Annotated in this window: 12 protein-coding genes and 1 pseudogene; 8 read left to right on the top strand and 5 right to left on the bottom strand. The window is 57.7% G+C overall.

The annotated features are described in order from the left end of the window. Positions 1 to 134: 134 nt before the first annotated feature. The 7 genes and pseudogenes from AC559G_RS02685 to AC559G_RS02655 all read left to right on the top strand — a co-directional run. Positions 135 to 1,484, top strand: coding sequence for a CobW family GTP-binding protein (locus AC559G_RS02685; RefSeq protein WP_498911105.1), 1,350 nt, complete (start codon positions 135 to 137; stop codon positions 1,482 to 1,484). Continuing rightward, on the top strand, positions 1,481 to 2,575 hold the full coding sequence (locus tag AC559G_RS02680; protein WP_498911103.1) for a WD40 repeat domain-containing protein: 1,095 nt from the start codon (positions 1,481 to 1,483) through the stop codon (positions 2,573 to 2,575). The genes AC559G_RS02685 and AC559G_RS02680 overlap by 4 nt, the downstream gene beginning before the upstream one ends. Before the next feature lies 1 nt (position 2,576). Then, complete coding sequence (locus AC559G_RS02675; RefSeq protein WP_498911271.1) at positions 2,577 to 3,380, top strand: ABC transporter ATP-binding protein; 804 nt, start codon at positions 2,577 to 2,579, stop codon at positions 3,378 to 3,380. Between the two features lie 21 nt (positions 3,381 to 3,401). Then, positions 3,402 to 4,358, top strand: coding sequence for an ABC transporter substrate-binding protein (locus tag AC559G_RS02670; protein WP_498911101.1), 957 nt, complete (start codon positions 3,402 to 3,404; stop codon positions 4,356 to 4,358). Continuing rightward, positions 4,358 to 5,362 (top strand): FecCD family ABC transporter permease, encoded by a 1,005-nt coding sequence (locus AC559G_RS02665; protein ID WP_498911099.1) that lies wholly within the window; start codon positions 4,358 to 4,360, stop codon positions 5,360 to 5,362. Before AC559G_RS02670 ends, AC559G_RS02665 begins: the two co-directional genes overlap by 1 nt. Before the next feature lie 91 nt (positions 5,363 to 5,453). Continuing rightward, positions 5,454 to 5,690, top strand: coding sequence for a type II toxin-antitoxin system CcdA family antitoxin (locus tag AC559G_RS02660; RefSeq protein ID WP_498911097.1), 237 nt, complete (start codon positions 5,454 to 5,456; stop codon positions 5,688 to 5,690). A gap of 2 nt (positions 5,691 to 5,692) precedes the next feature. After that, positions 5,693 to 5,839 (top strand): annotated as a pseudogene (locus AC559G_RS02655) (CcdB family protein); the annotation flags it as partial. 65 nt (positions 5,840 to 5,904) lie between these two features. Here AC559G_RS02655 and dhbA read toward each other — a convergent pair. The 4 genes from dhbA to AC559G_RS02635 are packed head-to-tail and all read right to left on the bottom strand — an operon-like array spanning position 5,905 to position 10,362. Further along, positions 5,905 to 6,660, bottom strand: a complete 756-nt coding sequence (gene dhbA, locus AC559G_RS02650) for a 2,3-dihydro-2,3-dihydroxybenzoate dehydrogenase (protein ID WP_498911094.1) — start codon at positions 6,658 to 6,660, stop codon at positions 5,905 to 5,907. Then, a complete protein-coding gene (locus AC559G_RS02645) occupies positions 6,660 to 7,514 on the bottom strand; it encodes an isochorismatase family protein (protein WP_438597481.1) in 855 nt (284 codons plus the stop codon). The genes dhbA and AC559G_RS02645 overlap by 1 nt, the downstream gene beginning before the upstream one ends. 2 nt (positions 7,515 to 7,516) lie before the next feature. Then, positions 7,517 to 9,145 (bottom strand): (2,3-dihydroxybenzoyl)adenylate synthase, encoded by a 1,629-nt coding sequence (locus AC559G_RS02640; protein ID WP_498911092.1) that lies wholly within the window; start codon positions 9,143 to 9,145, stop codon positions 7,517 to 7,519. A gap of 5 nt (positions 9,146 to 9,150) precedes the next feature. After that, positions 9,151 to 10,362 (bottom strand): isochorismate synthase, encoded by a 1,212-nt coding sequence (locus AC559G_RS02635; protein ID WP_498911090.1) that lies wholly within the window; start codon positions 10,360 to 10,362, stop codon positions 9,151 to 9,153. A 351-nt stretch (positions 10,363 to 10,713) separates the two neighbouring features. Here AC559G_RS02635 and fepB point away from each other — a divergent pair, with 351 nt between their 5' ends. Beyond that, positions 10,714 to 11,673 carry a Fe2+-enterobactin ABC transporter substrate-binding protein gene (fepB, locus tag AC559G_RS02630; RefSeq protein WP_438597484.1) on the top strand — a complete coding sequence of 320 codons (960 nt, stop codon included), beginning with the start codon at positions 10,714 to 10,716 and terminating at the stop codon, positions 11,671 to 11,673. On the opposite strand, the gene entS is transcribed toward fepB, so the two are convergent. After that, positions 11,660 to 12,928, bottom strand: coding sequence for an enterobactin transporter EntS (entS, locus tag AC559G_RS02625; RefSeq protein WP_498911087.1), 1,269 nt, complete (start codon positions 12,926 to 12,928; stop codon positions 11,660 to 11,662). The two genes, fepB and entS, sit on opposite strands and share 14 nt — an antisense overlap. Positions 12,929 to 13,050: the final 122 nt, after the last annotated feature.

Here is a 13,050-nt window from a genome sequence, read left to right as displayed (position 1 = left end):
ACTACCGGATAAGGCGAAGGAAAATAGCTTTGTTGCCCCCTTTTCTCTGAACAAAAGAATGCAGATTAGCTTGATTGTGTTTTGATATGTTATAACATAACAAAACCAAACAAAAAGGATAAGGAAGGCGGCGCATGAACACAGATAATCGTATTCCCGTTACCGTTCTAACCGGTTTTCTGGGATCGGGTAAAACCACGCTGCTGAACCATATACTCAGCCAGCAGTACGGCTTACGCGTGGCCGTGATAGAGAATGAGTTTGGTGAAATCGGTATCGACGATGCGCTGGTCATCAATGCCGATGAAGAAGTTTTCGAAATGAACAATGGTTGCATCTGCTGCACGGTGCGGGGCGATCTGATCCGTATCCTGAACCGGCTGATGCGGCGCCGCGATAAGTTTGACCGTATTCTGATCGAAACCACCGGGATGGCAAACCCAGGGCCTGTTTCACAGACCTTTTTCATTGATGATGAAGTTAGCGCCGCCCTGCGCCTTGACGGCATTATCACGGTGGTGGATGCCCGACATGCCGGGTTACATCTGGACGACAGCAGCGAACTTCGTGAGCAGATTGCCTTTGCCGATGTACTCCTGCTGAACAAGGCCGATCTGGTCACGCCCGCTGAACTCGACACGCTGGAGACACGCCTGCGCGGCATGAATGCTTTGGCGCGTCTCCATCGCACCGTTAATGCAAATGTGGATATCCCAGCGGTTCTGGACATCGGCGGGTTTGATTTGCAGCGTGTATTGCAGGAGCGCCCGCAGTTCCTGGAGCCGGAATATCCTTTCGAGTGGGCAGGTGTCTGGCATCTGCCGCGCGGCGAGGCCGAACTGCGTTACACCTCTGGCCCTGATCCGTTCATTGGCGCCCTGTTCACTGCCGCACCAGGCAGTGATGAGGACGCCTTTACGCAGCTTATCGCGCAGGCAGATAAGGCATTTTCCCGTGATAGCCTACGGGGCGAAGTGGATGAGGCGCTGGTGCCATCGCAGCGGGTCGTATCGTTGCGGGTGCCGGAAACCGGCACTCAGACGATCAAACTGACGCACCCCGAAGCGGGGGACTACGCACTGGTGACCGAACACCTGCCTGAAGAATTTGATCTTGCCCTATACCACCATGGCGTAGTGCAAAAACCTGTCATATCCCACGCTTTTAGTGCGGCACATAGCCATGACGAAGAAGTCACGTCCGTCGGTATTACCGTGGAAGGCGCGCTGTCGGAATATAAATTAAACAACTGGCTACGTTTGCTGTTGTCATCGCAGGGGCAGGACATCTTCCGTTCCAAGGGGATCCTGAATCTGGCAGGGAAAAACCAGCGGGTGGTTTTCCAGGGGGTTCATATGCTGATGGATGTCAACGTTGATCGTGACTGGAAAGCCGGTGAACCGCGGCGTAGCGAGCTGGTCTTTATCGGCCGCAATCTAGACCGCCAGATGCTGATTCGTGGGGTTCAGGCATGCCGGGCATGACAGGTAGCGCGTCACCCCGACAACCGTTGGTTCCCGTGTGGATTGCACACGATCATGACTATATCAACCTGTTAGTTTGGTCACCGACGGGGCGACTCATGGCCTGCGCCAGCGCAGACGGCGGCGTTGCGGTGTACTCAGGCGATGACGGGCGTTTGCTATGGCGGCATTCGGCACATGGATTAGGGACGACGGCACTGGCCTGGTCGCCGGACGGGCGGCGACTGGCCAGCGGAGGCCAGGACGACCATATCATGATATGGGATCCGGTGACCGGCGAACCGTCGGGCTGCTGGCAAGCAGGCCGCGGCTGGGTGGAAAAACTGGCATGGTCATCTGATGGCGTGCTCGCCAGTATCGCCGGTAAGGAACTCAAACTTTGGGATGAACGTGGCTCGCTGCAACAGGCGTTTGAGCCCGTGGGCAGTACGCTGACCGGGCTTGAATGGATGCCGGATGGCAGCCTGCTGACGTCATGTTACGGTCAGGTCAGCCACTGGTATCCCGGCAAGGCTGTGCCTGTGCGGAATTATTTCTGGAAAGGGTCACTACTCAGTCTGGCCGCCAGTCCGGATGGTATGTGGATAGCCGCGGGCAGCCAGGAAGGTATCGTACAGTTATGGGCGAAGGCCGCTGGGAAATCGTGCCAAATGAGTGGTTATAACGCAAAGGTTCGCCATCTCTGCTGGAGCCATGATGGCCAGTTGTTCGCTACCAGTGGTGGCGAGGAGATGCTGATCTGGGATTGCAGCGGCCAGGGGCCGGAAGGGACTGAGCCCGACTACCTGCCGGTACATCATGGAACGATAACGGCGCTTTCATTCAGCCCCGTCAGCAAATGGATTGCCAGCGGTGCGGAGGACGGTAGCCTGTTTCTTTATGATGCGACAAGCCGTCGGCAGTTGGCGGTTCTGGTGGAAAACGAAGCAGTAAGCGCCCTGTGCTGGCATCCAAAGGGGGAATATCTGACTGCAGGTTATGCCGACGGCACGGTCAAATTACTGCGGCTGGCCGAGCACGGCTGCAACCAGATCAATGGCGAGAGTACGGAAATCAAGAAGGAACAATGTGAAGCACAATACCTTAAATAGCCTGATAGCCAAGGATGATTGGGGTACTCCGAAAAGTTTTCTCAGCGTCAATATCCAGTCTCTGGCGCGGCCTGGCGGCGGGGAGTTGCTTTCAGCCATTCGTTTTGAGGCCGGAGCTGGAGAATGTATGGCCATTATCGGGCCGAACGGCAGCGGTAAAACCTCTTTACTGCGGGCGATCAGTCAGGAACTGACCGCCCTGAAAGGTGAAATTCGCCTGCAGGGCCGTTCTCTGTCTGCATTATCCCGTCAGCAGCGGGCCAGACAGATTGCTGTCCTGGCGCAGAATGATATGCCCGATATGCGGCTGCCCCTTGAGGACTATGTGGCACTCGGGCGAATTCCTCATGCGCGGGATGTACCGCGCAGTGTGCATGATGCGATTGTCGCCCGTGCCATTAAAGAAACCGGATTGCAGCGGTTATGCAAGCGGTCACTGTCGGCGCTTTCCGGCGGTGAAAGACAACGGGCGGCGCTGGCACGGGTATTGGCCCAGACACCAGACCTGGTGTTGCTTGATGAACCCACCAATCATCTTGATCCCCCTGGGCGGGTGGAACTGCTTTCTCTGGTGAAAAGTAAGGGGATCACCGTAGTGGCGGTCCTGCACGATCTGTCACTGACGGAATCCTTTGCTGACCGGGTACTTCTCTTGTCGCAGGGGCGGTCAGTGATCTATGACACCCCGGAACGGGTGCTGGTATCCGAATACCTTTACCCTGCCTTTGGGTTAACCAGTTTTACCGTACCGCATCCCGACACCGGGAAGGCGCTGCGTATTTTTGAAGTGCCGCACTGCGCGTAAATTAATTTCTAAGAGCCCATGATGAAAAAACTGCTTGTTAGCTTGCTGGCGGTGATATCAGTTTCAGTAGCCAGCGCTGCTGATTTTCCCGTCACTATTGAAAGTTGTGGAACACCGGTAACTTTCACCGCTCCCCCTAAAAGGGCCATTATTAACGATCTCAATATGTCGGAAATGGCGTTCGCGCTGCATTTGCAGGATCGTATCGTCGGGCTGACCGGGATCAGCGGCTGGTACAAGATGACGCCTGAATTTAAACAGGCGATGGGTGCGATCCCGGAACTGGCGCCGAAGTATCCCACCCTGGAAACATTACTGGCGGCTGAGCCCGACTTCTTTTTTGCCGGCTGGAATTACGGCATGAAAGTGGGCGGTGAAGTGACGCCTGACACGCTTAGCAAATATGACATCAAGACATTTGTGCTGAGTGAGAGCTGCGTATTCACCGCGGCACACAAACATAAAGCCACGATGGATCTGCTGTATAACGATGTACTGACGCTGGGCAAGATTTTTGGCAAACGAGATGAAGCACAGGCACTGGTGAATGGCTGGAAAAGGACGCTGGGCCAACTCCCCAAACCGGCGCAAGGAACACGTCCATTAAAGGTCTTTGTCTATGATTCAGGTGAGGACAAACCATTCACCAGCGGCAAATATGCAATGCCCACGGCCATTATTGAGGCCGCAGGCGGTGAAAATACGATGGAGGCGCTGGATACCAGTTGGGGAACCACCTCCTGGGAAAATGTGGCTGCGGCCGAACCGGATTTTATCATCCTGCTGGATTATCAAACTGGCAGTGGCGCGGATGCGCTGCGACACTTCCTGGAACATCATCCGTTAATGAAACTGACGCCGGCGGTACAGCACCAGCGTTACCTGAAACTACAGTATGCCGAACTGACACCGGGGCCGGCCAACGTTAACGCCGTGGAAAAACTAGCGCGGGCAATGTATCCGCTGGTGGCAAAGTAATGTCGGGGTTGTCTCGTTATCACTGGGCGATGTTGAGTGCGATAGTGGCGCTGGTGGGGCTGATGTTGCTCAGTATTGCCACCGGTACGGTATCACTGCCGCTGATGCAGGTGCTGGGGGCGCTAAGGCTGGTGGACGTGCCGGTGTCTGACATGGTCAGCAGGATTGTGACGGATTTGCGCGTGCCGAGGGCGCTACTTGCGGTGCTGACAGGAGCAGGGCTGGCGATGGTGGGAGCGTTGTTACAGACCACCACTCGTAATGATCTGGCCGATCCTTTTTTGTTTGGGCTGTCATCCGGCGCATCTGCGGGGGCGGTACTGGTGATCACCCGCTTTGGCGATCGGCTCGGTGCATTAACGCTTCCCGTATCGGCGTTTGTTGGTGGTGTCTGTTCCGCCGTCGCGGTGATGTTGCTGTTTCATTTTAAAAAACAACGTGGGGCAGAGCATCTGATTCTCTGCGGGCTTGCCATCTCTTTTTTGTTCGGGGCGCTGACCAGCTACCTCATTTTTTCCGGCGATCAGCGGGCGGCCAGCACCGTGTTGTTTTGGTCACTGGGTGGCCTGGGGTTAGCCACCTGGGACAATCTGCCCTTCGCTGTGTTCAGCCTGGTTCTGCTAAACGCCTTTGTCCTGTTGCGCTGGCGTTCGCTGGATGGTGTGCTGGCCGGAGAACAAACCGCGCTGTCGTTGGGGATTAACGTTAGCCGCTTGCGAATGGAGATTTTTCTCTGTTGTGCGCTGGCAACGTCTTTTCTGGTGGCGTTAACCGGTGTGATTGGTTTCGTCGGCCTTATGGTGCCTCATGTGTGTCGGCATTTTTCGGGTGTTAAACATCTACTGTTGCTGCCACTGTGCGGCGTATGGGGCGCGGTTCTGCTGTGTGGCGGAGACATTGTCAGCCGCACGCTCCTGGCTCCACAGGAACTGCCCATCGGCATTATTACAGCAGGCATTGGCGGTCTGTTTGTCATTGCCCTCCTTGCCAGATCCCCGTCATGAGAATGGGCCTACTATTAGGCCCTGCTTTTGGTGTTATGCTCTGTGCATTGTGTCGTGTTATTTACACGTATCTCATCACAGGCGATGAACGATGACAGCTAAAGAACGAAACACGCAGAGCGTGACAATGGCGGTGGAGCGTACCTTGCTTGCCCGGGCGCGTGAAGCTGGCATTAACCTGAGTGCCACACTGACTGCCGCCTTGGATGTTGAGCTTCGCCAGCATGAAACTAAAAAATGGCAAAAACAGAACATGGAAGCAATCGAAGCATTAAATCGTTTTCATGATGAACAGGGTTGTTTCAGCGATGAATACAGGACGTTTTAACAATGCAATTCACTGTATATGGTAATACTGGGAAAAGCGTCATTTACCCTCTATTGCTCGATGTTACGAGCGATATTATTGGGCAGTTAAACCGTCGGATAGTGATCCCTTTATTGCCTGTTGAAAAGTTTCCGGGAGGGCGCCGCCCGTTTGCAAAACATCGCTGAAAATGCACCGGATTTATCGTACTCCAGATCCGGTGCGCCTGTTTTAATCAGGCAGCGAGCGTCGCCCCGCCGTCAATCACGATATCCTGCATGGTGATATGGCTGGCGAGATCCGAAGCCAAAAACAAGATCGCTTCGGTAATCTCACGCGGTTGGGCTATTTTGCCCAGCGGGATCCCCAGCTTGAACTGTTCGGGGAAGCCGTTAATGGTCTTCTGCTCACCGCTTTCGTCCTGCCACATCCCCCGCTGCATCGGCGTATTGGTCGAACCGGGCGAAACAATATTGCTGCGCACGCCATACGGCGCCATCTCCAACCCAACGGTCTGGCACAGGCTGCGTAACGCCGCTTTGGAGGCACAATAAGCCGCCATGCCCACGCGCGGCACGTGCGCCGCATTGGACGCAATGCTGACAATGGCGCCGCGCCGCTGGCGGCGGAACACCGGCAACGTGTGGCGGAACAGATTGAACGCACCACCGGCGTTAACCGCCAGGCACGCCAGCCAGTCCTCGCTGCTGGTTTCATCCGTCAGTCCCATGCGCAAAATTCCCGCGCCGTTGACCAATACGTCCAGCCCATCATGTTCGGCCAGCAAACGGGCACATGTGCGATCAACTACCGCCGCATCGGCAATATCCAACAGTTCGGTGCGGAAGGGATAATCGTCATCGCCGAAATGGCGATCAAAACCGATCACTTGCGCCCCGGCCTTCACAAACGCACGCGCGGTATCCAGACCGATGCCGGCGCCGGCGCCGGTCACCCAAACGCGTTTACCGCTGAAATCCCATTGGCTCATCAGGCTTTCCCTCCAGAAAGTAACGCCCACCAGGCGTCGATGGTCGGATTTTTCGCCAGTGCGACAAAATCGATATCGCTGCGGATTTTGCGCCAGCGGGTCGCCAGTTCCATAATACGCACCGAATCCAAACCGTAATCAATCAGGTTCTCATCGTTGCCCATCTCTTCGCTGTCCTCATCAAGCAGCGGCAGGATCTGTTGGCGCAGCGCATCTTTGCTGGCGATGCCAGGCAACAGTTCGGCGGTGGTCACCACCCGCCCGCAGCGGCCGGCGGCATAGCGCAGCGCCATCAAATGCTCGTCACGTGAAAAATCCGCCAATGCGTCCGCCACCATAAAGGGTTGAATATCGCGCATAAAGGCGTCCAGCGCCGTGGTCAGGCAGCCAATATGGGCATAAACGCCGCAGATAATCAGCTGATCGCGGCCGGATTCCCGCAGGATCGCTTCCAACGGCGAGCGTTGGAAGGCGCTGTAGCGCCACTTGGTCAACACGGTATCATCATCCTGCGGCGCCAGCGCCGCCACCACCGCCTGCTGATCCGGATGATCGTTCAAGCCCGGCCCCCACATATCGTTAAGCAACGCGCGGTCCGCATCAGACTGCTGGGTGGGCTGCGCGGTGTAAAACACCGGGATCCCCTGCTGTTTGCAATAACGGCGCAGGTTAGCGGTATTTTCCACCACCTGTTTGATTAACGGGCTGTCTTCCCGCCAAAAGTTCAGGAAATATTGCTGCATATCATGAATCAGCAGCGCAGCACGTTGCGGCTCTACTACCCAACCCACCTTATTCGCAGGCAATTCTTCCTGCGTCGGCAGCGCATAATCGTCAATTTTAGGAATGGCCATCACTACTCTCCTTGGGCCGTTAGCTGTTGCTGCGCTTCCAGGCTCTGGCGCAGCAGTTTTTTATCCACCTTGCCGACCGGCGTTAACGGCAGGCTGTCTACCAGCACGATGCGGTCCGGCAACTTAAAATCGGCCACGCCCAGCTCACGTAAATGGCGGCGTAGCACCACCGGCTTCAGCGGCCGGGCAGCAATCACATAGGCACAGCTCTTTTCGCCCATCAGGGTATCCGGCATAGACACCAGCGCGGCGTTGATCACATCCGGGTGGCGCAGCAGCAGGTTTTCCACTTCTTCCGCGGCAATCTTTTCCCCACCGCGGTTGATCTGGTCTTTCTGCCGCCCTTGCACCTTGATGTAGCCGTCTTCGGTGATGCTGATCAGATCGCCGGAGCAGTAAAAGCCGTTTTCATCAAAGGCGGTGGCGTTGTGCTCCGGGCTCTGGTAATAACCACGGAAGGTATACGGCCCCCGCGTCATCAGGCGGCCAACGGCCCCCGGCGGCAACGGGTTGCCCTCATCGTCGGCGACCCACACCTCATCGCCCGGCGACATCGGTTTACCTTGAGTGGTGAACATATGCTGTTCGTCGTCGTCCAGCAGCGTGTAGTTGACCAGCCCTTCCGCCATGCCGAAGACCTGCTGCAGCCGGCAGCCGATCTCAGCGGGAATACGCGCCGCCAGCGTTTCGCTCAGCTTGGCGCCCCCCACCTGCAACAGTTGCAGGCTGGCCAATGCGGCATTGCTGCCCCACTCGTCTATCGCCTGCAGCCACAGCGTCACGGCCGGCGGCACCAGCGCGGTGACGGTGATCCGGTGCTGTTCAATCAGCCGGAAACACTGCGCCGCGTCCGGATCGCTGGCGAACACGGTTAACCCACCCACGTAAAACACGCCCAGTACGCCCGGCGAGCTCATTGGGTAGTTGTGCGCCACCGGCAACGCGCACAGGAAGCGGGTCTGCGCGTCAAAACCACACACTTCGACGCTGCGGCGAATGCTGTAGTAATAGTCGTTGTGGGTTCGGGGGATCAGTTTCGGCGTGCCGGTGCTGCCGCCGGAAAGCTGGAAAAAGGCCACCTGATCGGCAGCAGACGGTGCGGCGACAAAGCCCTGGCTGTCTTCTGCCATCCAGGCGGCAAGCGCACGCGCATCGCCGGCGGCATGGTGCAACCCCACCACGCGCACTGACGGATGACGGCTGCAAAAGGCCGCCAGCACATCGTCATCGGCAAACAGCGGATGGCGGCGATCGGCGATCAGCAAGCTGGGGCGAATCTGGGTGGCATAAGCGTCAAGCTCGGTGCGCTGGTGGTTGGGCAGCGCGTTCACCGGCACCACGCCGATCTTCAACAGGGCAAAAAACACCACGTAAAACTCAACGTCGTTGCCCAACTGCACCAGGGCGGTATCGCCAGCCTGCACCCCACGGCGCAGCAACGCCGCCGCCAGGTTGGTGGAATACTGCGCCAGTTGGCGGTAGCTCAGGCTGCCATGGGCATCAATCAGCGCCGCCGCGTCATTTTCAGCCTGCCGATCGAGAATGTCGGTCAGCGGCAGATCAAGCCAATAGCCGCATTCGCGGTAGCGGCGGGCAAACTCTTCGGGCCAGGGGGTAAAAGCAATGCTCATTATTTTTATCCTTGGTTCAAACCGAACGCACGCAGGATAGTGCTCAGTTTGACACCGGTTTCACGCCATTCGGATTCGGGCAAGGAGTCCTGCACAATGCCTGCGCCGGCAAACAACCTCACCTGCTTGCCATCCACGGTGCCGCAGCGGATGGTGACCACCCATTCACCGTCGCCGTTGGCATCGCACCAGCCAACGATGCCGCCGAACAGTCCGCGGTCAAAGGGTTCCAACTGTTTAATCAGTTCTGCCGCCGTGGCCGTTGGCGTGCCGCACAGCGCAGGCGTTGGGTGCAACAGGCAGGCCAGCGACAGCGCGCTTTCCGCCTTATCCGCCACTTCACCGTCAATCGGCGTTGACAGGTGCCAGAGCGTCGTGGTGCTGAGCAATTCCGGGGCGGCGGGGATATTCAGAACCTGGCTGCGCGCGGCCAGCATGCGGCGCATGCCTTCGGTCACGATCTGGTGCTCGTAGCGATCTTTTTCCGACGCCATCAGCTGTTGGCGCACCTCGCGATCGCGCTGCGGATCGGCCTCCCGCCGGGTTGAGCCCGCCAGCGGGTTCGAGTAGAAGCGATCGCCCTCTTTGCGTAACAGCAATTCCGGGCTGGCCCCCAACAACGCGCCTTTGGCCAGCGGTACATGGAAATGAAAACCGTTCGGGTTCTGGGTAATAATGCGCGCCATCAGTGCCTGCCGGTCCACCGGGTGGCGGGTTTCAATCTCCAACAGCCGTGAAAGTACCGCCTTATCCAGCCGCCCGTTCTTCATTTGTGCCACCGCATCGCTGACCATCTGCATGAACACCGGCTGTTGCGGCACTTCCAGTTGGCTGGCGATTTCCGGCGCGCTGCCGTTGGCCGCTGCGGCAGCGCCAAATGCGCGTTCGCGCTCAAACCAGTGAACGTGTTGCGGCACAAACAAAGCCGAAGGCTGATGCGTGTCGAAGGGGATAGCGCCACATAACACCGGGTTGTTGACCCCGGCTAACCGCGCTTTGGCAAATGCCTGCTGCACCGCCTGTTGAAATACGCCGCCAATCTCTTCACCGCCAAACGCAGGCAAAGCGAGCGCGGCCACGCGGCCTTCCGTCCTCAGGCTCCGATAGGGCGAAGAGAAAAAGAAGCCGGAGGCCAGAGGTAAAGATGCCGCCTCTGCACGCACATTATCCCTGCTAAACGGTTCCCTATGATTGGCACCACTCATGGCTATATCCATCGGTACACCTTTATCCTTTCATCTCATCAACGAAAATCATCGATAATAATGATTATCATTTATGTTAATCGCGCGCTAAATTACCTGTCATGATTTATCATGTCAACCAACAGCCTCCCCGTCTTGGCGCCTGAATTATCAGGTAAACATTGGGGTTTTCGGCCTATTTTTCCGCAATGTTGCGCGATACGGAAAGCTGGCTTCGTGACGGCTCACCCGGGTGGCTTAGGCGATCGCATCACTGGGCGTTGGAACAAAAAAACAACACCTATGCAACTTGCATCTGTGGCGCGCACATATATTTTTTATAAATGGTAGATATAACTCTTTAATCTAAAAGGACACGTTTCGATGAACAAAATTCTGCTGCTGGCGGCGGCGCTGTTCGGTTTCCTGGCGTTCAACAGCAGCCATGCTGCCGGCCCAGCCTGGCCGCGCACCCTGCAAACCACCCACGGTAGCGTTACGCTGGATCACCCACCGGCGCGCATCGTTTCCACCAGCGTGACCGTTACCGGCACCCTCTTGGCCATTGACGCACCGGTGATCGCCAGCGGCGCCGCCACGCCCAATCAGCGCCTGACCGACCCACAGGGCTTTTTCCGCCAGTGGGCGGATGTCGCCCGGCAGCGCGGCGTAAAACGCTTGTATATCGGCGAGCCGAATGCCGAAGCCGTTGCCGGTGAAGCGCCCGATCTGATCATCGTGGCCGCCACCGGCGGCGATTCCGCCCTGCCGATCTACGATCAGTTGAAGGCCATTGCTCCAGTGCTGGTCGTCAACTACGACGATAAAAGCTGGCAAGAACTGGCCCAGGAGCTTGGCCAGGCAACCGGGCACGAAGCACAGGCCGCCAACGTGATCGCCGCGTTCGATGCGCAAGAAAACGCGCTAAAACAGCACATACAATTGCCGCCGCAGCCGGTTTCCGCGCTGGTGTTCCGCAACGACGGTAAGGCGGCCAACCTGTGGACCGCCGAATCCTCACAGGGGAAACTGTTACAGCAGCTTGGCTTTACCCTGGCGACGTTGCCGCCAAAATTAAGCACCAGCACCAGCATGGGGATGCGCAAGGATATCATCCAACTGGGCGGGGAAAGCCTGGCCGCCGGGCTAAACGGCCAAACGCTGATGCTGTTCGCCAATGATGAAAGCGACGCCCAACGCCTGATGGCCAACAGCCTGCTGGCGCATCTGCCGGCGGTGCAGAATAAGCGGGTCTACCCACTGGGCAACGATACCTTCCGCCTGGATTATTACAGCGCCAGCAACCTGTTGACGCGGCTGGAAAAGCAGTTTACTTCCCACTAACGGTTAACGGCGACGTTTCCTCCGGCCTGTGCAGGGTCACCTGCCGCAGGCCGGTCATCGTCACCAACAGCAGCACGCCAAGCAGCGCCGCCCCCAGGCCAAAACCGGTGGCGGTCATCGCCGGCAGCATAAAGGCCCCCATCGCCCCCAGCAACAGCGCACCCAGCGCATCGCCCACCACGTTCTGCGCCGTCCACAGGCCATTAATCCGGCCCAGAAACGCATCCGGCGTCAGGTTCTGAATTAGCCCGTATTGCAGCAACGAATTCACCGCACTCAGGTAACCAAAGATCACCAGGCACACCAACGCCAGGCTATACCACGGCATCAGGCCGAACAGCGCAATCGCCACAAAGGCGCCGATGGCCGTCAGCAGCATCATCCAACCGGGGCGCGCCACCTGCGCCACTCGCCCGCTGGTAAAAGCACCCAGCGCGGCGCCCAGCGGCACCGCGGAATACATAAAGCCCAGGTAGGACGCGCCGATATGCCAGCTTTCACCCACCGCGGGATAGATGACGCGCACCGCGCTGGCCATGGTCAGCAACGCCCCGATCAGCGCCACCATGCCAATCACTTTGTTTTGGAACAAGAAGGCAAAACCGCTCACCAGTGCGCGCAGCGGGTGTTCACGCGGCTGCTGCGGCGGCATCAATTGCGGCAGGCTGAGCAATGGCACCAGCGTCAGCAGGGTGCCCAACGCCGCCAGGCCATAGTTCCAGCTCACCCCAGCGCTGGCGATCACGACGCCGCCCACCGCAGGGGAAAGCACCGAACCAAACCGCACCGTCAGCATACTGATCGCCCCGGCCTGTACGATATTTTCTCGCCCGACCAGCGCGGGGGTGGCCGCCAACAGGGCCGTCACTCCTACCGCGCCGAAAAAACCGTCCCACACGGCAAGCAGGTAGATCACCGCCAGCGAAGGCGCGGGCAAGGCGGCATTAACGCACAGGCCGATAAAGCCAATGCCGCAGGTCGCGCGGGCAAACAGGATCAGGCGGCGGCGCTCATAGCGATCCGCCAGCACACCGCCCATCAATAGCCCGGTGAACATGCCGCCGCCGGCGAACGTTACCGCAAGCCCCACCAGCAGCGTTGAACCGGTTAATGCCTGAATTTGCACCGGGATGGCGATCGCCATCAGCCCCAGAGCCAAAATAGAAATAAAGCGCGCGCAGAACACGGCACGAAAGGCACGGTTAGTTCTCAGCAGGCTAAAATCGAGCAAAATAGAGGGTTTATTTTTATTCATTGGTATCTTCACCACAAATTCCAGGTTGTGCGCCGCAATGCCATGACGCGGGCGCTGCAATCATTTGGCGACTCATGCTACCATAGACGGACACAACCAATAATGATAATAACTATCATTGA

The organism is Gibbsiella greigii (assembly GCF_039540155.1).
Taxonomy (GTDB): Bacteria; Pseudomonadota; Gammaproteobacteria; order Enterobacterales; family Enterobacteriaceae; genus Gibbsiella; species Gibbsiella quercinecans.
The sequence above is the reverse complement of the archived record's forward strand: the minus strand, read 5'-3'. Positions and strand labels throughout refer to the sequence as shown.

Coding starts and splice junctions, on each gene's coding strand:
- AC559G_RS02685 (WP_498911105.1), top strand. CDS start 135: ATGAACACAGATAATCGTATTCCCGTTACCGTTCTAACCGGTTTTCTG.
- AC559G_RS02680 (WP_498911103.1), top strand. CDS start 1,481: ATGACAGGTAGCGCGTCACCCCGACAACCGTTGGTTCCCGTGTGGATT.
- AC559G_RS02670 (WP_498911101.1), top strand. CDS start 3,402: ATGAAAAAACTGCTTGTTAGCTTGCTGGCGGTGATATCAGTTTCAGTA.
- AC559G_RS02665 (WP_498911099.1), top strand. CDS start 4,358: ATGTCGGGGTTGTCTCGTTATCACTGGGCGATGTTGAGTGCGATAGTG.
- AC559G_RS02660 (WP_498911097.1), top strand. CDS start 5,454: ATGACAGCTAAAGAACGAAACACGCAGAGCGTGACAATGGCGGTGGAG.
- dhbA (WP_498911094.1), bottom strand. CDS start 6,660: ATGAGCCAATGGGATTTCAGCGGTAAACGCGTTTGGGTGACCGGCGCC.
- AC559G_RS02645 (WP_438597481.1), bottom strand. CDS start 7,514: ATGGCCATTCCTAAAATTGACGATTATGCGCTGCCGACGCAGGAAGAA.
- AC559G_RS02640 (WP_498911092.1), bottom strand. CDS start 9,145: ATGAGCATTGCTTTTACCCCCTGGCCCGAAGAGTTTGCCCGCCGCTAC.
- AC559G_RS02635 (WP_498911090.1), bottom strand. CDS start 10,362: ATGGATATAGCCATGAGTGGTGCCAATCATAGGGAACCGTTTAGCAGG.
- fepB (WP_438597484.1), top strand. CDS start 10,714: ATGAACAAAATTCTGCTGCTGGCGGCGGCGCTGTTCGGTTTCCTGGCG.
- entS (WP_498911087.1), bottom strand. CDS start 12,928: ATGAATAAAAATAAACCCTCTATTTTGCTCGATTTTAGCCTGCTGAGA.